The organism is Pseudomonas sp. Z8(2022), from assembly GCF_025837155.1.
GTDB lineage: Bacteria > Pseudomonadota > Gammaproteobacteria > Pseudomonadales > Pseudomonadaceae > Aquipseudomonas.
On the sequence record NZ_CP107549.1, the window covers coordinates 1068428 to 1091839 of the forward strand.

A 23412-nucleotide genomic window follows, 5' to 3' on the forward strand; every position below is an offset into this window, starting at 1 on the left:
GCACCTGATGAGAGAGGAAGTACAGAATGGCTTACAGTGACAAGGTCATCGACCACTACGAAAACCCGCGTAACGTCGGCAAGCTGAATGCCGAAGATCCCGATGTCGGTACCGGCATGGTCGGTGCTCCGGCCTGCGGCGACGTGATGCGTCTGCAGATCAAGGTCAACGAAAGCGGCGTGATCGAAGACGCCAAGTTCAAGACCTATGGCTGCGGTTCTGCAATCGCCTCCAGCTCCCTCGCTACCGAGTGGATGAAGGGCAAGACCCTGGATGAAGCCGAAAGCATCAAGAACACCCAGCTCGCCGAAGAACTGGCACTGCCGCCAGTGAAAATTCACTGCTCGGTACTCGCCGAGGACGCCATCAAGGCTGCCGTGCGCGACTACAAGCAGAAGAAAGGCTTGCTCTGATACGAGGTTTGCAATGGCCATCACCATGTCTGAAGCAGCTGCCCGCCATGTGCAACGCTCTCTCGAAGGGCGCGGCAAGGGCGAGGGCATTCGCCTCGGTGTGCGTACTACCGGTTGTTCCGGCCTGGCCTACGTACTCGAGTTCGTTGACGAACTGGCGGCGGAGGATCAGGTGTTCGAGAGCCATGGTGTCAAGGTGATCATCGATCCCAAGAGCCTGGTCTACCTCGACGGCACCGAGCTGGACTTCGTCAAGGAAGGCCTCAACGAGGGCTTCAAGTTCAACAACCCCAACGTGCGCGGCGAATGCGGTTGCGGCGAAAGCTTCAATGTCTGAGGCCCTGAATGGGTAATCCCTGCCATTTCGCCCTGTTCGACCTGCAGCCGAGCTTTCGTATCGACCTGGAACAGCTGGCGGCACGTTACCGTGAGCTGGCCCGCCAGGTTCATCCGGATCGATTCGCCGATGCCGGTGAGCGTGAGCAGCGCCTGGCGCTGGAGCGCTCGGCCTGCCTCAACGAGGCTTATCAGGTTCTGAAAACGCCTTCGCAGCGCGCTCGCTATCTGCTGGCCATGCGCGGTCCCGAGCTTCCGCTGGAAGTGACGGTGCAGGATCCGGATTTTCTGCTGCAGCAGATGCAGTTGCGCGAAGAGCTGGAGGAGCTGCAGGGCGATGCAGACCTTGCTGGTGTCGCCGCCTTCAAGCGCCGTCTGAAGGCTGCGCAGGAACAGCTCAATGAGGGCTTCGCAGCATGCTGGGACGACGACGCTCGCCGTGAAGAGGCCGAGCGTCTGATGCGTCGTATGCAGTTTCTCGACAAGCTCTCCCATGAAGTGCGCCAGTTAGAAGAGCGCCTCGACGATTAACCTGCAGGTTGCCTCGGCAGCCTGCCTGATGATTTCAAGAAGACCATGGCCTTATTGCAGATCGCCGAGCCAGGACAGAGTCCGCAACCGCACCAGCGTCGGCTGGCAGTGGGTATCGACCTGGGCACCACCAATTCTCTGGTCGCTGCAGTGCGCAGCGGTCTGGCTGAGCCTCTGGCTGACGCCGATGGCAAGGTCATCCTGCCTTCCGCCGTGCGTTATCACGCTGGCAGCGTCGAGGTCGGGGAGTCGGCCAGGCGGTCGGCTGCCAGTGATCCGTTCAATACCGTGTTGTCGGTCAAGCGTCTGATGGGGCGCGGTATCGCCGATGTGCATCAGCTCGGCGAGCAACTGCCGTACCGCTTCGTCGCGGGCGAGTCGCACATGCCCTTCATCGAGACGGTGCAGGGGGCGAAAAGTCCGGTCGAGGTATCGGCGGAAATCCTCAAGGCTCTGCGCTTGCGCGCCGAGCAGACTCTGGGTGGTGAGCTGGTAGGGGCGGTGATTACCGTGCCGGCCTATTTCGATGATGCTCAGCGTCAGGCCACCAAGGATGCCGCGCGTCTAGCCGGTCTTACCGTTCTGCGACTGCTCAACGAGCCGACCGCTGCGGCTGTTGCCTATGGCCTGGATCAGAAGGCTGAAGGCGTGGTCGCCATCTACGATCTGGGTGGTGGCACCTTCGATATTTCCATTCTGCGTCTGACCGGCGGTGTTTTCGAGGTGCTGGCCACCGGTGGCGACAGCGCGCTGGGTGGCGATGACTTCGATCATGCCGTGGCCGACTGGGTCATCCAGCAAGCCGGCATGTCCAGTGATCTCGATCCGGCGACCCAGCGCAGCCTGCTGCAGGCGGCCTGCGCGGCGAAGGAAGGTCTGACGAATGCCGACAGCGTCGAGCTGAGTCACGGCGACTGGCAGGGTGTGTTGTCGCGTGAGCAGTTCGAGGCGCTGATCGAACCCATGGTGGCGCGCAGCCTCAAAGCCTGCCGTCGCGCAGTGCGAGATTCGGGCGTCGAGCTCGAAGACGTCAGCGCAGTGGTCATGGTCGGCGGTTCCACGCGTGTGCCGCGTGTACGAGAGGCCGTGGGTGAACTGTTCGGCCGTGCGCCGCTGACCAATATCGACCCTGACCAGGTGGTGGCCATTGGCGCCGCGATCCAGGCCGATGCTCTGGCCGGCAATCAGCGTGGTGATGGCGAGGAGCTGTTGCTGCTGGACGTGATTCCCCTGTCGCTCGGCCTGGAAACCATGGGCGGGCTGATGGAGAAGGTGATCCCGCGCAACACCACCATTCCGGTGGCGCGTGCGCAGGAGTTCACTACCTACAAGGATGGCCAGACGGCCATGATGATTCACGTGCTGCAGGGCGAGCGTGAACTGATCGCCGACTGCCGCTCGCTGGCACGTTTCGAGCTGCGCGGCATTCCGCCGATGGTGGCGGGGGCAGCGAAGATTCGTGTGACCTTTCAGGTCGATGCCGATGGTCTGCTCAGCGTTGCGGCGCGCGAGCTGAGTTCCGGTGTCGAGGCAAGCATTCAGGTCAAGCCGTCCTACGGGCTGACCGATGGCGAGATTGCTCGCATGCTGCAGGACTCCTTCCAGAACGCCGGGGACGACAAGGCTGCGCGTGTACTGCGCGAGCAGCAGGTCGATGCGCAGCGTCTGATTGAGGCGGTCGAGGGGGCCCTGGAGGCCGATGGCGATCGCCTGCTGGATGCCGAGGAGCGTCAGGTCATCGAGTTGCAGGTGCAGGAGCTTCGCGATCTGCTCGCCGGCAACGACGGTCTGGCGATCGAGCGGCAGACCAAGCGTCTGTCGCAGGTCACTGATGCATTCGCTGCCAGGCGCCTGGATTCGACGGTCAAGGCCGCGCTGGCCGGGCGCAATCTGAACGAAATCGAGGAATAATTGATGCCGCAGGTAATTTTTCTGCCTCACGAGCGGTTTTGCCCGGATGGCCTGGTAGTAGAGGCCGAGCCCGGCATTTCCATCCTCGAACTGGCTCATCAGCACCATATCGAGATGGAAAGCGCCTGCGGCGGGGTGTGTGCCTGCACCACCTGTCACTGCATCGTGCGTGAGGGCTTCGACTCGCTGAACGAAGCTGACGAGCTGGAAGAGGATTATCTGGACAAGGCCTGGGGGCTTGAAGCTCAGTCACGTCTGGCCTGTCAGGCTATCGTCGGTGAGGAGGACCTCACCATCGAGATTCCCAAGTATTCGCTTAATCACGCGGCTGAAGCGCCGCACTGATCCAGGAAGCATGAGCATGAGTCTTAAGTGGGCCGATGTGCTGGACATCGCCATTGAACTGAGCGAGCAGAAGCCGGATGTCGATCCGCGCTACGTGAACTTCGTCGATCTGCATCGCTGGGTTGTGGCGCTGCCGCAGTTTTCCGACGACCCTCAGCGTGGGGGTGAGAAGGTGCTGGAGGCGATACAGGCGGCCTGGATCGAAGAACTCGACTGAAACAGGCGCTTATGGCGCCCGCCCTACGCTTTTGACCGGAACCCGCGTATAATTCGCGGGTTTAATTTTTCGCTTTAACCCTAAAGTTTCTGGAGCTTCACATGGCTGTTCAACGTACTTTCTCCATCATCAAGCCTGACGCCGTTGCCAAGAACGTCATCGGTGAGATCACCACCCGTTTCGAAAAGGCCGGCCTGCGCGTTGTCGCTTCGAAGATGGTGCAACTGTCCGAGCGCGAAGCTGCCGGTTTCTATGCTGAGCACAGCGAGCGCGGTTTCTTCAAGGACCTGGTTGCCTTCATGACCTCCGGTCCGGTCATCGTTCAAGTTCTGGAAGGCGAGAACGCCGTTGCCAAGAACCGTGAGCTGATGGGCGCCACCAACCCGAAAGAAGCTGCTCCGGGCACCATCCGTGCCGATTTCGCCGTTTCCATCGACGAAAACGCCGTTCACGGTTCGGATTCCGAAGCATCCGCTGCCCGCGAGATCGCTTACTTCTTCTCCGCTACCGAGCTGTGCGCGCGCATTCGCTGATTGGCGAATGATGCGAGGGTGAAGCCATGACCAATACCACCGGCAAGATCAACCTGCTGGGCCTGACCCAGCCGGAAATGGAACGGTTCTTCGAGTCCATCGGCGAGAAGCGCTTCCGTGCCGGCCAGGTAATGAAGTGGATTCACCATTTTGGCGTCGATGATTTCGCCGCCATGACCAATGTCGGCAAGGCCTTGCGCGAGAAGCTCGAGGCCTCTGCCGAGATTCGCGGCCCTGAAGTGGTCAGCGAAAATATTTCCGCCGATGGCACGCGCAAGTGGGTGGTGCGTGTGGCGTCGGGTAGCTGCGTGGAAACCGTGTACATCCCGCAGAATGGCCGCGGTACGCTGTGCGTCTCGTCGCAGGCCGGTTGTGCCCTGGACTGCAGCTTCTGCTCCACCGGCAAGCAGGGCTTCAACAGCGACCTGACCAGTGCCGAGATCATCGGCCAGGTGTGGATCGCCAACAAATCCTTCGGTACCGTGCCGGCGAAGATCGATCGTGCCATCACCAACGTGGTGATGATGGGCATGGGCGAGCCGTTGCTGAACTTCGACAACGTCGTTTCCGCCATGCAGATCATGATGGACGACCTCGGCTACGGCATCTCCAAGCGCAAGGTGACCCTGTCCACCTCCGGCGTGGTACCGATGATCGACAAGCTGGGTGAAGTGATCGACGTGTCTCTGGCGCTGTCGCTGCACGCACCCAACGACGAGCTGCGCAACCAGTTGGTGCCGATCAACAAGAAGTACCCGCTGGACATGCTCCTGGCCGCGTGCAAGCGCTACGTTTCCAGACTGGGCGAGAAGCGTGTGCTGACCATCGAGTACACCCTGCTCAAGGGCGTGAACGATCAGCCCGAGCATGCTGAGCAGATGATCGCACTTCTGGCCGATGTACCTTGCAAGATCAACCTGATTCCGTTTAATCCATTCCCCTTCTCGGGGTACGAGCGGCCGAGCAATAACGCCATTCGCCGCTTCCAGGACCTGCTCCACAAGGCCGGGCACAACGTCACGGTACGCACCACCCGTGGTGACGATATCGACGCTGCCTGTGGCCAGTTGGTCGGTCAGGTCATGGATCGTACTCGGCGCAGCGAGCGTTATATCGCCGTGCGCCAGCTGGGCAGCGAGGCGCCAGAGCCTATCGCCGCCGCCAATCGAAATTGAAGAGAGGATGTCTATGACCTTGCGCCCTGCGCTGTTGTTGCTCGTTGCCAGTCTGCTCGGTGGCTGTGTGACCACTGGCGATGTCGACCCTATGCGTACATCCAAAGGGCGTGACGAGGCACGGGACGCCTATGTCCAGCTGGGCATAGCCTATATCCAGCAGGGCGATACCCAGCTTGCCAAGGTGCCCCTGAAGAATGCCCTCGAGCTTGACCCCTCCAATGCCGATGCACATGCCGCTCTGGCCATGGCGTTCCAGTTGGAAATGGAGCCGAAACTGGCGGACGAGCATTTCCGCAAGGCCTTGTCCCAGCGCCCGAATGATGCTCGTCTGCTGAACAACTATGGCGGTTTCCTGTTCGAGCAGAAGCGCTATCAGGACGCCATGAGTACCTACCTCAAGGCGACCGAAGACAATCTCTATCCCGAGCGTTCCCGGGTTTTCGAGAACCTCGGCATGACAGCGCTGCAACTCGGCCAGCGAGAACAGGCCAAGGAATACTTTCAGCGCGCCCTGCGTCTGAGCAGCCGTCAGCCCCGGGCATTGCTGGAAATGGCCATGCTGTCCTACGAGGACAAGGAGTATGTGCCGTCCCGCAGTTACTACGACAGCTACAGCGCAATAGCGCCGCAGAGTGCCCGCAGCTTGTTGCTTGGGGCGCGTCTGGCCGAAGTTTTCGAGGACCGTGACCGGGCCGCCAGTCTGGGGCTGCAGTTACGACGTCTGTATCCGGCTTCCAAGGAATATCAGCAATTTCTTTCGGGGCAGAAATGAACGCGGCAAATAGCGAAGCGACTCAGCCAATGCCGAAAAATCCGGGCGAAAGCCTGCGCCAGGCCCGTGAGCTCAAGGGCTGGAGCATTTCCGAGGTGGCTGCCCAGCTCAACCTGACGCAGCAACGCCTGACCCAGCTCGAAGCCGGCGCTTTTGACAAGCTGCCGGGAACCACCTTTGCCCGTGGCTATATTCGTGCCTATGCCAAGCTGCTCGACATGGACCAGAACCGTCTGGTGCTGGAGTTCGACCAGTTCACCGGTACCGACGCCAGCGGCAGCAGCGTGCATGCTCTGGGGCGTATCGAGGAGCCCGTACGTTATTCGCAGAGCATCCTGCGTCTGATCAGTTTTCTGTTGTTGCTGGCATTGATCGGCGGCGGCTTCATCTGGTGGCAGGATCAGGGCCGGCCGGTGACCAGTCTGGCTGATCTTGGGCTTGAGCATGTCGAAGTGGAAGGCGCCGATGGTACTACCCAGGTGCATTCGCTTGCGGAGCCGGAAGATCAGGCCGTGGTTGCGGCGCAGGGCAACGAGCAGAGCAGCCCGCTGTTGCTGCCTATCGAGCCGGACGAGGCGACGGAAGAAACCGACACAGCCGAACAGCCTGCTACCGTGCCCGCCACTGAACACACTTCTGAAGCCGCATCGGAGATTCCGCATGCTCCCGCGGCGGAACAGCCTGCCGCAGCCGCTACTGTCCCAGCTGAACCCGCCGCACCCGTTGCAGCGGTTCCGGCCGGACAAGGCTCGCTCAATGTGCAGTTCACCGCCGACTGCTGGACGCAGGTGACCGATGCCGACGGCAAGGTGCTGCTCAGTGGGCTCAAGCGTAGCGGAGAGCGCATCGAACTGACTGGCAAGGCGCCCATGGAGTTGCGTCTGGGATTTGCACGTGGCGCTCAGGTGACCTACAACGGCGAAAGTGTGGACATTGCGCCGCACATGACTGGCGAGACCGCGCGCCTGAAACTGGGGTTGTAAAGCATGCATTGCGAATCGCCGATCAAGCGTCGACTGTCGCGCAAGATCTGGGTGGGCTCGGTACCGGTGGGCGGCGATGCGCCGATTGCCGTACAGAGCATGACCAATACCGACACCAACGATGTTGCCGCTACCGTGGCGCAGATTCGTCGCCTGGAAGATGCCGGTGCCGATATCGTGCGCGTTTCCGTGCCGGACATGGATGCTGCCGAGGCCTTTGGCCTGATCAAGCAGCAGGTGCGCGTGCCGCTGGTGGCCGACATTCACTTCGACTACCAGATCGCCCTGCGCGTGGCTGAGCTGGGTGTCGACTGCCTGCGTATCAATCCGGGCAATATCGGTCGCGAGGACCGTGTCAGGGCAGTGGTCGACGCCGCGCGCGACAAGGGCATCCCGATCCGCATCGGCGTCAACGCCGGCTCTCTGGAAAAGGATCTGCAGAAGAAATACGGCGAACCGACACCCGAGGCTCTGGTTGAGTCTGCACTGCGCCATGTCGAGCATCTCGATCGTCTGAACTTTCCGGACTTCAAGGTCAGCGTGAAGGCCTCCGACGTGTTCATGGCGGTGGAGGCGTATCGCCTGCTGGCCAAACAGATCGAGCAGCCGCTGCACCTGGGCATCACCGAAGCCGGTGGCCTGCGCTCCGGCACCGTCAAGTCGGCAGTTGGCCTGGGTATGCTGCTGGCTGAAGGGATTGGCGATACCATCCGCATCTCCCTGGCCGCTGATCCGGTGGAGGAGATCAAGGTCGGCTTCGACATCCTCAAGTCATTGCGTCTGCGCTCGCGGGGCATCAACTTCATCGCCTGCCCGAGCTGCTCGCGGCAGAACTTCGATGTGGTCAAGACCATGAACGAGCTGGAACAGCGTGTCGAGGATCTGCTGGTACCGCTGGACGTGGCCGTGATTGGTTGTGTGGTCAACGGTCCCGGTGAAGCCAAGGAGGCGCATATCGGCCTCACTGGCGGCAGCCCGAACAACCTGGTCTATATCGACGGCAAGCCCGCCTCGAAACTGACCAACGAAAACCTGGTGGACGAGCTGGAGAAGCTCATCCGCGACAAGGCGGCCGAGAAGGCTGCCGCCGATGCAGCCGTGATCGTCCGTAGCTGATTGCTGCGTTTTAAGGATTCTCTGTGAGCAAGTCCCTGCAAGCCATTCGTGGCATGAACGATATCCTGCCGGAGCAGACGCCTGCCTGGCGCTACCTGGAAAATACGCTGGTCAGCCTGCTCGATGGCTACGGCTACAAGGAAATCCGTCTGCCCATCGTCGAGTACACCGAGCTGTTCGCTCGCGGTATTGGCGAGGGTACCGACGTGGTCGACAAGGAAATGTATACCTTCCTCGACCGTAACGAAGAATCCCTGACCTTGCGCCCCGAAGGCACTGCCGGTTGCGTGCGCGCCGTGCTCGAGCATGGTCTGACCGGTGGTGGCCAGGTGCAGAAACTGTGGTATGCCGGCCCGATGTTCCGCTACGAGAAGCCGCAGAAAGGACGTTATCGCCAGTTCCATCAGATCGGCGTGGAAGCCTTCAACCTGCCGGGGCCGGACGTCGATGCCGAGCTGATTGTGCTCACCTGGCGCCTGTGGAAGAAACTTGGCCTGGCCGATGCGGTGACCCTGCAGCTCAACAGCCTGGGCTCCAGTGAGGCGCGTGCGGCCTATCGCGATGCACTGGTGGCCTACCTCCAAGAGCGTTTCGATCAGCTCGATGAAGACAGCCAGCGTCGTCTGACCACTAACCCTCTGCGCATCCTCGACAGCAAGAACGAGGCGACTCAGGCGCTGCTGGTCGGTGCGCCGACCCTGGGCGACTACCTCGATGAGGAGTCGCGTCAGCACTTCGAGGGTGTCAAGGCGCGTCTGGACGCCGCCGGGATTGGTTATCAGATCAACCACAAGCTGGTGCGCGGTCTGGATTACTACAACCGCACCGTGTTCGAGTGGGTCACCGACAAGCTCGGCGCCCAGGGCACGGTATGCGCCGGTGGTCGTTACGACGGCCTGGTGGCGCAACTGGGTGGCAAGGCTACTCCGGGTGTCGGCTTCGCCATGGGCGTCGAGCGTCTGGTGCTGCTGCTGGAAACCCTGAGCCTGCTGCCGGCCGACCTCAATCGCGCCGCGGATGTCTACGTTTGCGCCTTTGGCGAGGCGGCCGAACTGGCGGCACTGACGCTGGCGGAGCGTCTGCGCGACGAACTGCCGGGGCTGCGCCTGTTGCTCAACTCCGGTGGTGGCAGTTTCAAGAGCCAGTTCAAGAAGGCCGACAAGAGCGGTGCACGCTATGCACTGATTCTGGGGGACGACGAATTGGCCGGCCGCGTGGTAGGTTGCAAGCCGCTGCGCGACGACAGTGAACAACAAAATGTTGCCTGGGATGCTCTGGCTGAGCATCTGGCCGCCTGCCAGCAGGCCTGAGCAGGCTCTCGATTAGGAGTACGGGGTTAGACATGCAGACCGAAGACGAACAGATCGCGCAAATCAAGGAATGGTGGGATCGCAACGGCAAGCCCTTGCTGGCCGGTGGCGTATTGGCGCTGGTGGCTGTATTCGGCTGGCAGGGCTGGCAGAAGTACCAGATCAATCAGGCGCAAGGCGCCTCGGTGCTTTATCAGCAGTTGCTGGAAACGGCACTGGATCCGGCTGGCAAGCCGGATGCTGCGAAAGTCGCCGAATTGGCCGGCAAGCTCGACAGCGAGTTTGGCGGCAGCCACTACGCCCAGTATGGCAACCTGTTCGTTGCCAAGGTCGCTGTCGAAGCCGATCGTTTCGATGATGCCGCTGCCGCGTTGCAGCGTGTACTCGACAAGCCGGCCGATGCCACGCTAGGCGAACTGGCGCGTCAGCGCCTGGCTCGCGTGCTGGCGGCGCAGGACAAGACCGACGATGCACTGAAACTGCTCGACGCCAAGGTCGAGGACGCCTTCCTCGCCAGTCGCGAGGAACTCAAGGGCGACCTGCTGGTGCAGCTGGGTCGCAATGACGACGCGCACGCCGCCTATCAGAAGGCCAAGGATGCGCTGGCCGAAGATGCCGCCGTTGGCGGTCTGCAGATGAAGCTGGACGACCTGGCAAAAGGGGATGCGTGACGTGATGCGTTGGAAAAATGCAGCACTGCTGGCTCTGGCCGTTCTGGCCGTGGGTTGCAGCAGCAACAGCAAGAAGGAACTGCCACCCGCCGAGCTGACCAAGTTCGACACTGAAGTCGAGCTGCGCACCGAGTGGAGCCGCTCCGTTGGTGATGGCCAGGGCGAAACCTTCAACATGCTGGTTCCGGCCATCGACGGCGAGGTTATCTACGCTGCCGATGTAGAGGGCCTGGTAATGGCCATGGACCGCACCAGCGGCAAGGTCATCTGGCGCAAGAAGCTCGATATTCCGGTGTCCGGTGCCATCGGTGCCGGCTATGGCCAGGTTTTGCTGGGAACGCTCAAGGGCGAAGTGATCGCTCTGGATTCCAGTGACGGCGAAGAACAGTGGCGTTCGCGTGTGACCAGCGAAGTGCTGGCGGCGCCTGCGACTAACGGCGACATCGTCGTGGTGCAGACCCAGGATGATCGCCTGATCGCCTTCGACGCCAGCACCGGCAACCAGCGCTGGATTGTCGAGAACACTCCGGCCGTTCTGACTCTGCGTGGCACGGGGGCGCCGCTGGCGACCAACCGTCTGGTGGTCGCCGGTCTGTCCAGTGGCAAGGTGATCGCAGTCGACGCTCAGCGTGGCCTGCCGGTCTGGGAGCAGCGCGTTGCCATTCCGCAGGGCCGTTCCGAGCTGGAGCGCGTGGTGGATATCGACGGTCGCCTGCTGCTGTCCGGCGGCACAGTATACGCGGTCAGCTACCAGGGCCGGGTCGCGGCCATGGATCTGGAGTCCGGTCGCGTGCTGTGGCAGCGTGAGGCGTCCAGTTCGGTAGGGGTCGCTCAGGGTTTCGGCAACGTCTACGTCAGCCATGCCAGCGGTACCGTCGAAGGTATCGACGAGCGCAGCGCTTCGGCGCTGTGGACCAATGATTCGATGGCTCGTCGCCAGCTCTCTGGTCCGGCAGTGTTCTCCAGTTATGTCGCCGTGGGCGACTTCGAGGGCTATCTGCACCTGCTGAGCCAGGTCGATGGTCGCTTCGTCGGTCGCACCCGCATCGACAGTGCAGGCCTGCGTGCCCAGCCGCTGGTGGTGGGTGACTGGCTGTATGTCTACGGCAACAGCGGCAAGCTGGTGGCACTGTCCATCAAGTAAGCCGACTATGCTGCCTCAACCGGCAGCATGAAGTATCCCGGCCGCTGCCCGTGCAGCGGCCTTTGCATTTTCTGAATTAACCGAGTGGAGAGCCTGATGGTTCCCGTAATTGCCCTGGTGGGCCGGCCGAACGTCGGCAAGTCCACACTCTTCAACCGCCTGACCCGCAGTCGCGACGCCATCGTCGGCGACCTGTCCGGTCTGACCCGCGACCGCCAGTATGGCGAGGCGAAGTGGCAGGGGCGCACCTATATCGTGATCGACACCGGTGGTATTTCCGGTGACGAGGAAGGCATCGACGCGAAGATGGCCGAGCAGTCGCTGCAGGCCATTGAAGAGGCCGATGCCGTGCTGTTCCTGGTGGACGCGCGCGCCGGCATGACCGCTTCCGACCAGATGATCGGCGAGCACCTGCGGCGTCGTAACAAGCAGAGCTTCCTGGTGGTGAACAAGGTCGACAACCTCGACGTCGATCTGGCCCGCGCCGAGTTCAGCCCAATGGGCATGGGCGAGCCGCTGGCGATTGCCGGCGCCCACGGTCGTGGCATTACCCAGATGCTCGAAGTGGTTCTGGGTGCTTTTCCCAAGGATGCCGGCGAGCCGGAAGAGGGCGCCGAAGAGGAAGAGGTGCTCGAAGGCCAGGAGGCCAAGCGCATTCCCGGTCCGAGCGAGAAGGACGGCATCAAGCTGGCCATCATCGGTCGTCCCAACGTCGGCAAGTCCACGCTGGTCAACCGTATGCTCGGTGAAGAGCGGGTCATCGTCTATGACCAGGCCGGTACCACGCGCGACAGTATCTACATCCCGTTCGAGCGCGATGACGAGAAGTACACCCTGATCGACACCGCCGGCGTGCGCCGTCGCGGCAAGATTTTCGAGGCGGTGGAAAAGTTCTCGGTGGTCAAGACCCTGCAGGCCATCCAGGACTCCAACGTCGTGGTGTTCGTCATGGATGCCCGCGAGGGGGTGGTCGACCACGACCTCAACCTGCTCGGTTTCGTGCTGGAAAGCGGCCGTGCGCTGGTCATCGCCCTGAACAAGTGGGACGGCATGGACCAGGGCCAGAAGGACTACGTGAAGACCGAACTGGAGCGCCGGCTGTTCTTCGTCGACTTTGCCGATATCCACTTCATTTCCGCCCTGCATGGCACCGGCGTTGGGCATCTGTACAAGTCGGTGCAGGCCTCGTTCAAGTCGGCCATCACCCGCTGGCCCACCAGCCGCCTGACGCAGATTCTCGAAGATGCCGTCAGCGACCACGCGCCGCCTCTGGTCAACGGTCGCCGGATCAAGCTGCGCTATGCCCACCTGGGTGGTGCCAACCCGCCGCTGATCGTGATTCACGGCAACCAGGTCGACGCGGTGCCGCGTGCCTACACCCGTTACCTGGAAAACACCTTCCGCCGTGTGCTGAAGCTGGTGGGTACGCCGATCCGTATCGAGTACAAGGGCGGCGAGAACCCTTACGAGGGCAACAAGAACAAGCTCACAGACCGTCAGGTGAACAAGAAGCGCCGCCTGATGAGCCACCACAAGAAGGCCGAGAAGAAGCGCAAGGACAAGCGCAAGTAAAGGTTGCAGTTGCATGCACACCGGACGGCGTTCGGTGTGCACGGCATAAGCTTCCAACTCTTTTTCATAAGCGCTGCGGGTGCCGCCCGCGATGCCCTTCGGCTATCCTCGCGGCTTGCCTTGTTCTTCCAGGAAGTCGCGATGCTCGTCAGCAAACTGCCTAACGTCGGCACCACCATCTTCACGCGGATGTCCCAGCTTGCGCTGGATACCGGTGCGATCAATCTGTCCCAGGGTTTCCCTGATTTCGACGGGCCGCAGGCGCTGCGCGTGGCCGTCGCACGTCACGTCATGGAAGGGCGCAACCAGTATTCGCCGATGACCGGCCTGCCGAGTCTGCGCCAGCAGGTAGCGGCCAAGATTGCGCGTGTCTACGGCGTGCAGCGCGACGCCGACAGCGAGATCACCATCACCCCTGGGGCCACCGAAGCGATCTTCTGTGCCGTGCAGGCGCTGATCCGGGCGGGCGACGAGGCCATCGTGCTCGATCCCTGCTACGACAGCTACGAACCGTCGGTAGAACTGGCCGGTGGTCGCTGCGTGCATGTTCCACTGGCCCTGCCGGATTTCGCCGTGGACTGGCAGCGCCTGGCTGACGCCATTACCCCACGTACACGGCTGATCTTCCTCAACTCGCCGCATAACCCCAGCGGTGCGCTGCTGACCCGTGCCGACCTGGACCGCCTTGCCGAGCTGATCCGTGGCCGTGATATCCATGTGATCAGCGATGAGGTCTACGAGCACCTGATCTACGACGGCCAGCGCCACGCCAGTGTGCTGGTGCATGAAGAGCTGTACCAGCGCGCCTTCGTGGTCAGCTCTTTCGGCAAGACCTACCACGTTACTGGCTGGAAGACCGGCTATGTGGTGGCGCCGCCGGCGTTGACCGCCGAACTGCGCAAGATCCACCAGTACGTCAACTTCTGCGGGGTGACGCCGCTGCAGTTCGGTCTGGCCGAGTTCATGGCCGCGCATCCGGAACATGTCGAGGAGTTGCCGGCTTTCTATCAGGCCAAGCGCGATCTGTTCTGCGGTTTGCTGGCCGACTCGCGCTTCACCTTCATCCCTGCGCCGGGCACCTATTTCCAACTGGCCGACTATTCGGCCATCCGCCCGGATCTGGACGACGTGGCCATGGCCGAGTGGCTGACCCGCGAGCACGGCGTGGCGGCGATCCCGGTTTCGGTGTTCTACCAGTCGGCGCCCAGGGACCTGCGTCTGGTGCGCTTCTGCTTTGCCAAGCGCGAGGAAACCCTGCGCCAGGCCGCCGAGAAGCTTTGCGCCGTCTGAGCGCCTACCGATTCCCGATGCATCGAAATGAGCAACAGACCCGATCTCGAACTGGCGCTGATTCAGACCACCTTGGCCTGGCACGATCCGGCCGCCAACCGCGAGCATTTCCAGACGCTGCTGGAGCGGGCACGTGGCGCCGATCTGGTGATCCTGCCGGAGATGTTCAGCACAGGTTTTTCCATGGAGTCGGCCGAGCTGGCCGAGCCCGAGGACGGCCCGAGCAGTATCTGGTTGCTTGAGCAGGCGCAGGCTGTCGGCGCGGTGATCTGCGGCAGCCTGATCATCCGAACTGCCGACGGCAGTTATCGCAATCGCCTGCTGTGGGCGCGCCCGGATGGTTCATTGGCGCAGTACGACAAGCGTCATCTGTTTCGCATGGCTGGCGAGCACAAGCATTACAGTGCCGGGGATCAGCAGGTGGTGCTGGAGCTCAAGGGCTGGCGAGTGCGCCCGCTGATCTGCTACGACCTGCGTTTTCCGGTATGGAGCCGCGACGCGGCTGGTACCGATCTGCTGCTGTATACCGCCAACTGGCCGGGCGCCAGACGCCACCACTGGAATCGTCTGCTACCGGCCCGTGCCATCGAGAACCTGTGCTATGTCGCGGCTGTGAACCGTGTCGGCGAGGACGGCAAGGGCCACGGCTATACTGGCGACTCCCAGGTACTGGATTTCCAGGGCGAGACGCTAATGGCTGCAGGCGTCGCTGATGGTGTGTTCCGTGCCAGGCTGTCGAGTGAGGCTTTGACTGCCTACCGAGAGCGTTTTCCGGCACACCTGGATGCCGATACCTTCACCATGAATTGATCAGGAGCGACACGACATGGATGTACAACAGAGCAATCCTTTCCAGCCTCCTCAGGCCGATCTGCAGCAGGCCGCCGCTACTCAGTTACCGCTTTACAGCGTTGCCGGCGTTGGCCTGGCGACCTTCATCGGTACGCCGCTGGCCGGTGCCTGGCTGCTGGCGCATAACCTGCAACTGCTCGGCCAGGCGCATCGCGTGGCAATGGTCTGGGGCATTTCCGTCGCTCTCCTGCTGGCCACGCTGGTCCTGGCTTTCGTCCTGCCGGAAGAGGTGCCAGCCATGCCTTTCGCCATCGCACAACTGATGGCGATGATCATGCTGGCGAAGAACCTGATGGAAGCCGACCTCAAGCAGCATCTCGAGGCCGGTGGTGCGTTCCTTTCCAACTGGCGGGCGGCGGGTATCGGCCTGCTGTTCACCATCGGGCTGGTTGTACTGATGTTCGCGGTGTTGATGCTATTCGAGATCTGAGGTTTCCCGGGGTTCATCCCGGGGACGTCTACATACAAAAACGCCGGGCATTGCCCGGCGTTCTGCATTCAGTGCTGCTGGCTGGATCAGGCCGCTTGCGACTCGGCCTGGCTCAGGGCGCGATTCAGTGCACTGAACAGGGCACGGAAGCTGGCCGTGGTCAGGTTCTCGTCGATGCCGATGCCGTGCAGAGCGCGGCCGCCGTTGACGCGCAGCTCGATGTAGGCTGCAGCCTTGGCATTGGTACCGGCGCCGATGGCATGTTCGCTGTAATCCATGACCTCGATGGCAACCGGCAGGGCGGCGGCCAGCGCTTCCAGCGGGCCCTTGCCGATACCGCGCCAGTGATGGTTCTCACCGCCTTTGACGACTTCCACGTCTACTGCGCTGGTACCGTTCTCTTCCTGCAGACGATGGCCTTTCAGGCTGTACGGGCTGTTTGCTTGCAGGTACTCGGTTTCGAGCAGCTTGTAAATTTGAGCGGCAGTCATCTCCAGACCGAGGCGGTCGGTTTCGCGCTGGACCACCTGGCTGAACTCGATCTGCATGCGGCGTGGCAGGCTGATGCCGTATTCCTGCTCGAGCAGGAAGGTGATGCCGCCCTTGCCGGACTGGCTGTTGACGCGGATCACCGCCTCGTAGTCGCGGCCGATGTCGGCCGGGTCGATCGGCAGGTACGGCACTTCCCAGATCGCGTCCGGCTTCTGCTGGGCGAAGCCCTTGCGGATGGCATCCTGGTGCGAGCCGGAGAACGCGGTGTGCACCAGATCGCCAGCGTAGGGGTGGCGCGGGTGAACCGGAATCTGGTTGCAGTCTTCGACTACCTTGCGCACGGCATCGATGTCGGAGAAGTCCAGTTGTGGGTCGACGCCCTGGGTGTAGAGGTTCAACGCCAAGGTCACCAGGCAGACGTTGCCGGTGCGCTCGCCGTTGCCGAACAGGCAACCTTCGACGCGATCGGCGCCGGCCATGATGGCCAGTTCCGAAGCGGCGACGCCGGTGCCGCGGTCGTTATGGGTGTGCACGCTGATCAGCACGCTGTCGCGCTTGTTCACGTGGCGACCGAACCATTCCACCTGGTCGGCATAGTTGTTCGGCGTGGCGCACTCGATGGTAGCCGGCAGGTTGAGGATCAGCGGGTTCGCCGGGGTCGGCTGGAACACGTCGATCACTGCGTTGCACACCTCGACGGCGAAGTCGGTCTCGGTGCTGCTGAACACTTCGGGCGAGTACTCGAAGCCCCACTGGGTTTCCGGCGCGGCTTCGGCCAGGCGCTTGATGGTCCTGCCGGCGGCGACGGCAATGGCTTTGACGCCGGCCTTGTCCTGGTTGAAGACGATCTTGCGGAAGCTCGGCGCGCAGGCGTTGTAGTAGTGGACGATGGCACGCTTGGCGCCCTTGAGCGATTCGAAGGTGCGCTCGATGAGGTCGTCACGGGCCTGGGTCAGTACCTGGATGGTCACGTCATCCGGAATATGGCCGCCTTCGATCAATTCGCGGACGAAGTCGAAATCGGTTTGCGAAGCGGAGGGGAAGCCCACTTCGATTTCCTTCAGGCCTACGGCGACCAGGCACTTGAAGAAGCGCATCTTCTTCTCGGCATCCATCGGCTCGATCAGCGACTGGTTGCCGTCACGCAGGTCGGTGGACAGCCAGATCGGTGCCTTGTCGATGATCTTGTCCGGCCAGGTGCGATCCGGAATCTGAATCTGAGTGAAGGGGCGGTACTTCTTCGATGGGTCTTTGAGCATGGTCATGGTGAAAATCCTAGAGTTCAGACGCCCTGGTCTGGAAGAACGAATCGGCAGTCGACGATGGCCGGATGGCCTCAGGAACTCAGCCCCGCAGTCGCGGGCTGACCAGGCGTAGGCAGCGATGTTGCCGGAGCAGGATGAGGGTGTGTGCGATGTTCATGCTGCTAACCCTATTGATCTTGATAAAGGCTGGCAAGCATTGCGTAAAAATTGGTAGGAGCTATCGTTCACTGCATTTATGCGATGTTTAATAGCGGTTTTGGCTTTTTAATCGAATAAATATTGCGCGCGGGTTTTTGAAGGTCAGAAGGCCGGTATGCCGGCCTTCGCCTCAAGCTCACGCAGGATTATACGACCAGGCTGGGACGCAGTTCGCGCATGTCCGCACCGCTCGGGTGCTGGAACACACGCAGGCCGAACTCGGGGAGGATGGCCAGCAGGTGATCGAAGATGTCCGACTGAATGCCCTCGTAGTCATTCCAGGCCACGGTATTGGTGAAACAGTAGATCTCCAGTGGCAGGCCGTCGGCGGTCGGGCTGAGCTGGCGCACCAGCAACGTCATGTTCTGGTGGATATTCGGATTGTGGCGCAGGTAGTGCTCGACGTAGGCGCGGAAACTGCCGATGTTGGTGATGCGCCGGGTGTTGACCGGCTCCTTGCCATGTTCGGCCAGTCTGGCATTCCAGTCCTGCAGCTCCTGATCCTTGCGGTCGAGGTACTCGTCGAGCAGCATGAAGCGGCGCAGGCGGGCGATTTCCTCGTCGCTGAGGAAGTGCACGCTGGTCTGATCCAGATACAGCGCACGCTTGATCCGGCGGCCGCCTGACTCCTGCATGCCGCGCCAGTTCTTGAACGGGTCGCTGATGAAGCGCTTGGTCGGAATGGTGGTGATGGTCTTGTCCCAGTTCTGCACCTTGACCGTATGCAGGGCGATGTCGATCACGTCGCCGTCGGCGTTGAGCTGGGGCATCTCGATCCAGTCGCCGACACGGATGATGTCGCTGGAGGAAATCTGCACGCTGGCCACCAGCGACAGCAGGGTGTCCTGGAAGATCAGCATCAGTACCGCGGCCATGGCCCCCAGGCCGGACAGCAGGATCAGCGGCGAACGATCAATCAGCGCAGCCACCATCAGGATTGCCGCAATGGCGAAGATGGCGATCTTGATCACCTGCAGGTAGCCCTTTATCGGCTTCAGGTGAGCGCTGGGGCGGCGCTGATAGAGGGTGTTGAGGATGTCCAGCAGGGCGCCGATGGCCAGTGCGATGGTCAGTACGATGAAGGCGCCGCAGACGTTCCGGGTTACTGTCACCACAGCTTCAGGCATACCCGGTACCACGGCCACGCCGGAGGACAGCACCAGCGCCGGCACGATGTTGGACAGGCGCTTGATGATGCCGCTTTCCTTGATCTGGCCGTGACGCCCTAGAGCCGTTGCGCCGACGACGCGGTAGATGGCTCGTACCAGAATGCGCTTTACGATCCAGTTCGACAGCCAGGCAGCGATTATCAGCGCGAGCGTGGCGGTAAGCGTGAGCAGTTGTGGCTGTGTGTTCAGCCATTCCATCCAGTTGTTGAGCTCATTTGGCATTTCCGACTCCGGAACAGGCAGGGGAAGGGCCGACCCTACAGGGCCGGCCATTTGGGCGCCGATACGCTAGCAAAGATACGCGCCCAACCCAAACGGCAACTGTTGCAGCGCGCATCCGTTCAGGGTTTGAACGCGCCGATGAAGATGGCCGGGTCGACCCGTGCATCGTTGAGGCTGACGTTCCAGTGCAGATGCGGGCCGGTGGCACGACCGGTGGCGCCGACCTTGCCGACATGGCCGCCTCGGGCAATCTCGTCGCCGAGTTTCACGTCGATCTCCGAGAGGTGGCAGAACATGCTGATCAGCCCCTGGCCGTGATCGAGAAACACCGTCTTGCCGTTGAAGAAGTAGTCGCCGATCAGAATCACCTTGCCGGCCGCCGGCGCCTTGATCGATGTGCCGCGGTTGGCCGCGAAATCCAGCCCCGAGTGCGGGTTGCGTTCCTCACCGTTGAAGAACCGACGCAGGCCGAAGGGACTCGACAGTGGCCCGCTCACCGGTTTGTCGAACAGCAGATTGCTCGGCTGGCGCGCACTGAACTGCTGGTAGGCGCGGGTCTGTTCGGCCAGTTCGCGCTCGATGCGTTTCAGGTTGGCGGCGTTCGGCGTGACCTGCTGCTGATTCTTGATGGTGATGCGCTGCTCGGCGTAGTGCTTGGCGCCGACCTGGAAGGTCAGGCGGCCGTTGCCCTCGACCTCCACCTGCTGAGTACCGGGCTTGGCGCTGAGTGGAATGCCGATGATGGCGATCCAGCGCTGGCCGTCTTCATGCACGGTGAGCACCGGCTTGCCCTGGTAGCGCACCTTCGGTGCCTGCGCCGGGTTGCCCAGATCGACCACCGCCACGCCACCCGGTACCGGTTTGTTCAGCAGGCGGGTAATGAAACCTTCGGCGTGGGCGGGCAGGGCGAGAAGCAGGGCCAGCAGGCCGGTGAGCAGTTTCGTGCGGGTCAGGCTGTACATCGGTCTCAATCCAGCAGCGACAGCGTCGCGGGTTGCATGTGGTTGTCTTCGACACGCACGTCCAGTTCGCCTTCGCTCAGGCGTGCCTTGAGGCGCTGGCCTGGCTGGGTCTGTGCGGCGCTGCGCACGGCTTGGCCGCGCTCGTCGAGGAGGATGCTGTAGCCACGGCCGAGGGTGGCCAGAGGGCTGACGATCTGCAGTTGCGCGGCCAGTGCAGCCAGTTGCTGGCGCTGGCTTCGCAGTTGAGCCTGCATGGCGCGCGGCAGGCGGGCGGCCAGGCCGTCCAGGCGCTGACGCAACAGGGCCAGGCCCCGCCCCGGATGTTGGGCGGCCAGGCGGGCGTCGATGCGGGCCAGGCGTTCGCGCTGATTGGTGAGCTGCTGGTTGAAGGCGCGGCGCAGGCGCATGTCCAGGTCGTCCAGGCGCTGGGCCTGCTGGCGCAGGCGCTCGCCGGGGTGGCGCAGACGCCGGCTGGTGCCTTCCAGGCGCAGGCGTTCGCGGGCCAGGCGGCCTTGCATGTGCAAGACCAGGCGGCGTTTCAGGTTGTGCAGGCGCTGCACCAGTTCGCTGCTGTCCGGAGCCAGCAGTTCGGCGGCGGCCGAGGGCGTCGGTGCGCGCACATCGGCGACGAAGTCGGCGATGGACACGTCCGTCTCGTGGCCCACGGCGCTGACGATGGGCGTGACGCAGGCGGCGACGGCGCGGGCCACGGCCTCCTCGTTGAAGCACCACAGGTCCTCCAGCGAGCCGCCGCCACGGGCCAGTATCAGCGCGTCGAAACCCTGCTCATCGGCGTGTTGCAGGGCACGGACGATCTGCACAGTGGCTTCGCGGCCCTGCACGGCGGTGGGGATCAGGTTCAGCTCTACCTGCGGCGCGCGGCGGCGGAACACGCTGATGATGTCGCGGATCACCGCGCCGGTGGGGGAGGTGACGATGCCGATGCGTTTCGGATGGGCGGGCAGGGTGATCTTGCGTTCGGTAGAGAACAGACCCTCGGCGCCGAGTTTCTCCTTCAACGCCTCGAAGGCCAGGCGCAGGGCACCGTCACCGGCCGGTTCGACCGCGTCGAGAATCAACTGGTAGTCGCCGCGGCCTTCGAACAGCGAGACCTTGCCGCGTACCTTCACCGCCAGGCCATCGCGCAGCGCCTGGCGCACGCGCGCGGCGTTCTGCCGGAATAGCGCGCAGCGTACCTGGGCCTGGCTGTCTTTCAGAGTGAAATAGATGTGGCCCGAGGCTGGGCGGGCGAGGTTGGAGATCTCCCCCTCGACCCAGATGCCGGAAAACACGTCCTCCAGCAGCAGACGCGCGCGGTTGTTGAGCTGGCTGACGCTGAGCACTTCGCGGTCGAGGTTCAGGCGCTGGAATGGGTCTTTGATCATGGGGCCGAATGATAAGCGGACTCGACGGCAGGTGCGACCGCATCATCGAGCAGGCGCCCCAGCAGCCAGGCGGCGACCGGACGCAGCTGGCGCTGGCGCGACCAGACCGCATCGACCCGCAGCTGGCGCGGCCAGCCGGGCAGTTGCAACTCCTGCAGTTGCCCGCCGCCATGGTTGGCGACCAGCTCGCGCGGTAGTGCTGCCCAACCGAAACCGAGCGCGGCCATTTCCAGCAGCAACAGAAAGTCCGGCGCTGACCAGCATCGGCCGCCGCTGCCGGGCAGATCGTCGGACGGCATTTCACTGGTGGCCACGCTGGTCAGGCGCAGCACGCGCCAATTGGCCAGGTCATCGGTGCTGAGCGATTGCAGCTTCGCCAATGGATGCTGTCGCGCCACGAACAGGCCGAACTCGGCGTTGCCGGCAACGCTGGCGTGAGCGATATCGGGCGGGTAGGACGGCTGCGCAGCCAGCAGACCCAGGTGCGCACGGCCCTGACTGACCAGGTCCAGCACATCGGCGTGCTCGGCGATCAGGCACTCGAACTCCAGATCGGGAAAGCGCTGGTCCAGTTCCATCAGGCGCGCTTGGTATTGCTTGGGCTGATAGGCGTCCGACAGGGCCAGGGTCAACTTCGCTTCCTGGCCTCGAGCCAGACTGGCGGCATGGCGGGCGAGGCGGTCGCCGGCGGCCAGCACCTGCTCGGCGTGGGCCAGAAGGCTGCTGCCGGCTTCGGTCAGTTGCAGCCGGCGTGGGCCACGTTCGAACAGTTCCACACCAAGGTCGAGCTCCAGGCGTGCCACAGCTTCGCTGATGGTCGACTGGCTCTTGCCCAGGCGCCGCGCGGCAGCGCTGAGTGAGCCGCAACTGGCGGCCTGGGCGAACGCCTGGAGAGAATCGGTAGAGGGATTCATATCGGTTTTTCCGATGGCAGCTGGTTTGTTGGCAGCCGTAAAGCCGATGATCATAGCGTCCATCGCATTCCTTCACGAGGTTTCCTTCGATGACTCAGTCCTTGCAGCGTTCCCTGTGGGAGCGGGCCGGCCATGCGCTGGCCTTCGAGTGCATTGCGATCGGTATCTGTGCGCCGACCCTGGCCTGGCTGATGGACAAGCCGTTGGGCCAGATGGGTGTGCTGACGCTGATGTTCGCCACCGTCGCCATGCTCTGGAACATGCTGTTCAACTACCTGTTCGATCAGGCCCAGCGACGCATGGGCTTTCATCGCGGGCTCAAGGTCCGTCTGTACCACGCATTGCTGTTCGAGATCGGCCTGGTTCTGGTGCTGGTGCCACTGGCTGCATGGTGGCTGTCGATCAGCCTGTGGGCAGCGTTCTGGCTGGACATCGGCCTGATCCTGTTCTTCCTGCCTTATACGGTGGTATTCAATTGGGGTTATGACGTCCTGCGGGCGCGCTGGGTGGCGCGCTCGCAGGCCTCAGTGGCCGATCAGGCGTGTCGCGAGGCTTGATTTGCTGGCGACAGCGCCTAAGCTGCCGGCTCTTTTCATTGCTGCTGCCTGATCGCCATGACTGCTCAACTGATTCTCGTCCCGCAGATATCCAGCCTGCCCGCCCATGAGGAAAAGGCGCGGTCCATGCTGCGCTGGCTGGCCAAGCGGGAAATCGTCGAAGCGCTGCCAACCACCTGTGGTCAGGGCGGTAACGGCATGGCTTACGCCATCGGGCCGGGCGCGCGGCGCATCGCCCTGCGGCCCGAGTTGCTGCCTTATGGCCAGGTGCATAACGGTCTGGAAATCATCACCCACCGCTGCATCTATATGCCCACGCGGGGCTTTCTGGAGGAGGCCGGTTGCCCTGAGTGCCGCAAGGAGGTGGGCGTACCCCTGTTCGACAGCCTTGAGGAATGGTGGCCCGGGGAAACCGACAACTTCACCTGCCCGGAATGCGGGCATGAAGATGACATCAATGGTTTCCTGTTCCTGCAGCCCTGCGGATTTTCCAACCTGGGCTTCATCTTCAACGGGTGGGTGGAGGCCGGATTGCGTCCGGCGTTCGTCGAGGAGTTCGGCGAACGCCTGGGCTTTGCCCTGAGGCAGGTGCGGGTCGACGATCCGGCCTGAAAAGCCGCGTTTGACGAAAGCTTTGCATTGAG

At 62.5% G+C, this 23412-nt stretch carries 25 protein-coding genes; 20 read left to right on the plus strand and 5 right to left on the minus strand.

Annotated elements, in window-relative coordinates; all coding sequences use genetic code 11:
• Positions 1–26 precede the first annotated feature (26 nt).
• The 18 genes from iscU to OEG79_RS05160 all read left to right on the plus strand — a co-directional run bounded on the left by iscU (position 27) and on the right by OEG79_RS05160 (position 15604).
• Positions 27–413 (plus strand): Fe-S cluster assembly scaffold IscU, encoded by a 387-nt coding sequence (gene iscU, locus OEG79_RS05075; protein ID WP_003246233.1) that lies wholly within the window; start codon positions 27–29, stop codon positions 411–413.
• A 13-nt stretch (positions 414–426) separates the two neighbouring features.
• Complete coding sequence (iscA, locus tag OEG79_RS05080) at positions 427–750, plus strand: iron-sulfur cluster assembly protein IscA (RefSeq protein ID WP_003246232.1); 324 nt, start codon at positions 427–429, stop codon at positions 748–750.
• An 8-nt stretch (positions 751–758) separates the two neighbouring features.
• Positions 759–1280: a co-chaperone HscB gene (hscB, locus tag OEG79_RS05085; RefSeq protein WP_264147722.1), complete on the plus strand. Its 522-nt coding sequence runs from the start codon at positions 759–761 to the stop codon at positions 1278–1280.
• A 45-nt stretch (positions 1281–1325) separates the two neighbouring features.
• Positions 1326–3191: a Fe-S protein assembly chaperone HscA gene (gene hscA, locus OEG79_RS05090; protein WP_264147723.1), complete on the plus strand. Its 1866-nt coding sequence runs from the start codon at positions 1326–1328 to the stop codon at positions 3189–3191.
• Between the two features lie 3 nt (positions 3192–3194).
• Complete coding sequence (gene fdx, locus OEG79_RS05095; RefSeq protein WP_264147724.1) at positions 3195–3536, plus strand: ISC system 2Fe-2S type ferredoxin; 342 nt, start codon at positions 3195–3197, stop codon at positions 3534–3536.
• A gap of 16 nt (positions 3537–3552) precedes the next feature.
• Positions 3553–3753 (plus strand): Fe-S cluster assembly protein IscX, encoded by a 201-nt coding sequence (gene iscX, locus OEG79_RS05100; protein ID WP_024309256.1) that lies wholly within the window; start codon positions 3553–3555, stop codon positions 3751–3753.
• A gap of 101 nt (positions 3754–3854) precedes the next feature.
• Positions 3855–4286, plus strand: a complete 432-nt coding sequence (gene ndk, locus OEG79_RS05105; RefSeq protein WP_074860801.1) for a nucleoside-diphosphate kinase — start codon at positions 3855–3857, stop codon at positions 4284–4286.
• A 26-nt stretch (positions 4287–4312) separates the two neighbouring features.
• Positions 4313–5461, plus strand: coding sequence for a 23S rRNA (adenine(2503)-C(2))-methyltransferase RlmN (gene rlmN / locus OEG79_RS05110; RefSeq protein WP_264147725.1), 1149 nt, complete (start codon positions 4313–4315; stop codon positions 5459–5461).
• A gap of 13 nt (positions 5462–5474) precedes the next feature.
• Entirely contained in the window at positions 5475–6236 is a 762-nt protein-coding gene (gene pilW / locus OEG79_RS05115) for a type IV pilus biogenesis/stability protein PilW (protein ID WP_264147726.1), read from the plus strand.
• Entirely contained in the window at positions 6233–7219 is a 987-nt protein-coding gene (locus OEG79_RS05120; RefSeq protein ID WP_264147727.1) for a helix-turn-helix domain-containing protein, read from the plus strand. The genes pilW and OEG79_RS05120 overlap by 4 nt, the downstream gene beginning before the upstream one ends.
• Before the next feature lie 3 nt (positions 7220–7222).
• Positions 7223–8335: a flavodoxin-dependent (E)-4-hydroxy-3-methylbut-2-enyl-diphosphate synthase gene (gene ispG / locus OEG79_RS05125; RefSeq protein WP_264147728.1), complete on the plus strand. Its 1113-nt coding sequence runs from the start codon at positions 7223–7225 to the stop codon at positions 8333–8335.
• A 23-nt stretch (positions 8336–8358) separates the two neighbouring features.
• Positions 8359–9645, plus strand: coding sequence for a histidine--tRNA ligase (gene hisS / locus OEG79_RS05130; protein WP_264147729.1), 1287 nt, complete (start codon positions 8359–8361; stop codon positions 9643–9645).
• Between the two features lie 32 nt (positions 9646–9677).
• Positions 9678–10316, plus strand: coding sequence for a tetratricopeptide repeat protein (locus tag OEG79_RS05135; RefSeq protein WP_264147730.1), 639 nt, complete (start codon positions 9678–9680; stop codon positions 10314–10316).
• The gene (bamB, locus tag OEG79_RS05140; protein WP_264147731.1) at positions 10309–11460 is read left to right on the plus strand and encodes an outer membrane protein assembly factor BamB; all 1152 of its coding nucleotides are present in this window, start codon (positions 10309–10311) and stop codon (positions 11458–11460) included. The genes OEG79_RS05135 and bamB overlap by 8 nt, the downstream gene beginning before the upstream one ends.
• A 96-nt stretch (positions 11461–11556) precedes the next feature.
• Positions 11557–13032 carry a ribosome biogenesis GTPase Der gene (der, locus tag OEG79_RS05145; protein WP_264147732.1) on the plus strand — a complete coding sequence of 492 codons (1476 nt, stop codon included), beginning with the start codon at positions 11557–11559 and terminating at the stop codon, positions 13030–13032.
• A gap of 141 nt (positions 13033–13173) precedes the next feature.
• A complete protein-coding gene (locus OEG79_RS05150; RefSeq protein ID WP_264147733.1) occupies positions 13174–14322 on the plus strand; it encodes a pyridoxal phosphate-dependent aminotransferase in 1149 nt (382 codons plus the stop codon).
• A 27-nt stretch (positions 14323–14349) separates the two neighbouring features.
• A complete protein-coding gene (locus tag OEG79_RS05155) occupies positions 14350–15132 on the plus strand; it encodes an amidohydrolase (protein ID WP_264147734.1) in 783 nt (260 codons plus the stop codon).
• Positions 15133–15148: 16 nt separating this feature from the next.
• The gene (locus tag OEG79_RS05160) at positions 15149–15604 is read left to right on the plus strand and encodes a hypothetical protein (protein WP_264147735.1); all 456 of its coding nucleotides are present in this window, start codon (positions 15149–15151) and stop codon (positions 15602–15604) included.
• 86 nt (positions 15605–15690) lie between these two features.
• Here OEG79_RS05160 and leuA read toward each other — a convergent pair whose 3' ends face one another.
• The 5 genes from leuA to OEG79_RS05185 form a co-directional block, all read right to left on the minus strand.
• A complete protein-coding gene (gene leuA, locus OEG79_RS05165) occupies positions 15691–17361 on the minus strand; it encodes a 2-isopropylmalate synthase (RefSeq protein WP_264147736.1) in 1671 nt (556 codons plus the stop codon).
• 344 nt (positions 17362–17705) lie between these two features.
• A complete protein-coding gene (locus OEG79_RS05170; protein WP_264147737.1) occupies positions 17706–18950 on the minus strand; it encodes a mechanosensitive ion channel family protein in 1245 nt (414 codons plus the stop codon).
• 119 nt (positions 18951–19069) lie between these two features.
• Complete coding sequence (locus OEG79_RS05175) at positions 19070–19912, minus strand: peptidoglycan DD-metalloendopeptidase family protein (protein WP_264147738.1); 843 nt, start codon at positions 19910–19912, stop codon at positions 19070–19072.
• Positions 19913–19917: 5 nt separating this feature from the next.
• Entirely contained in the window at positions 19918–21297 is a 1380-nt protein-coding gene (xseA, locus tag OEG79_RS05180) for an exodeoxyribonuclease VII large subunit (protein WP_264147739.1), read from the minus strand.
• Positions 21294–22211, minus strand: a complete 918-nt coding sequence (locus OEG79_RS05185; protein WP_413247526.1) for a LysR family transcriptional regulator — start codon at positions 22209–22211, stop codon at positions 21294–21296. Before OEG79_RS05185 ends, xseA begins: the two co-directional genes overlap by 4 nt.
• Before the next feature lie 89 nt (positions 22212–22300).
• Between OEG79_RS05185 and OEG79_RS05190 the strand changes: the two genes are divergently transcribed.
• Entirely contained in the window at positions 22301–22768 is a 468-nt protein-coding gene (locus OEG79_RS05190) for a multidrug/biocide efflux PACE transporter (protein ID WP_264147740.1), read from the plus strand.
• Positions 22769–22825: 57 nt separating this feature from the next.
• Positions 22826–23380, plus strand: coding sequence for a sugar ABC transporter ATPase (locus tag OEG79_RS05195; protein WP_264147741.1), 555 nt, complete (start codon positions 22826–22828; stop codon positions 23378–23380).
• Positions 23381–23412: the final 32 nt, after the last annotated feature.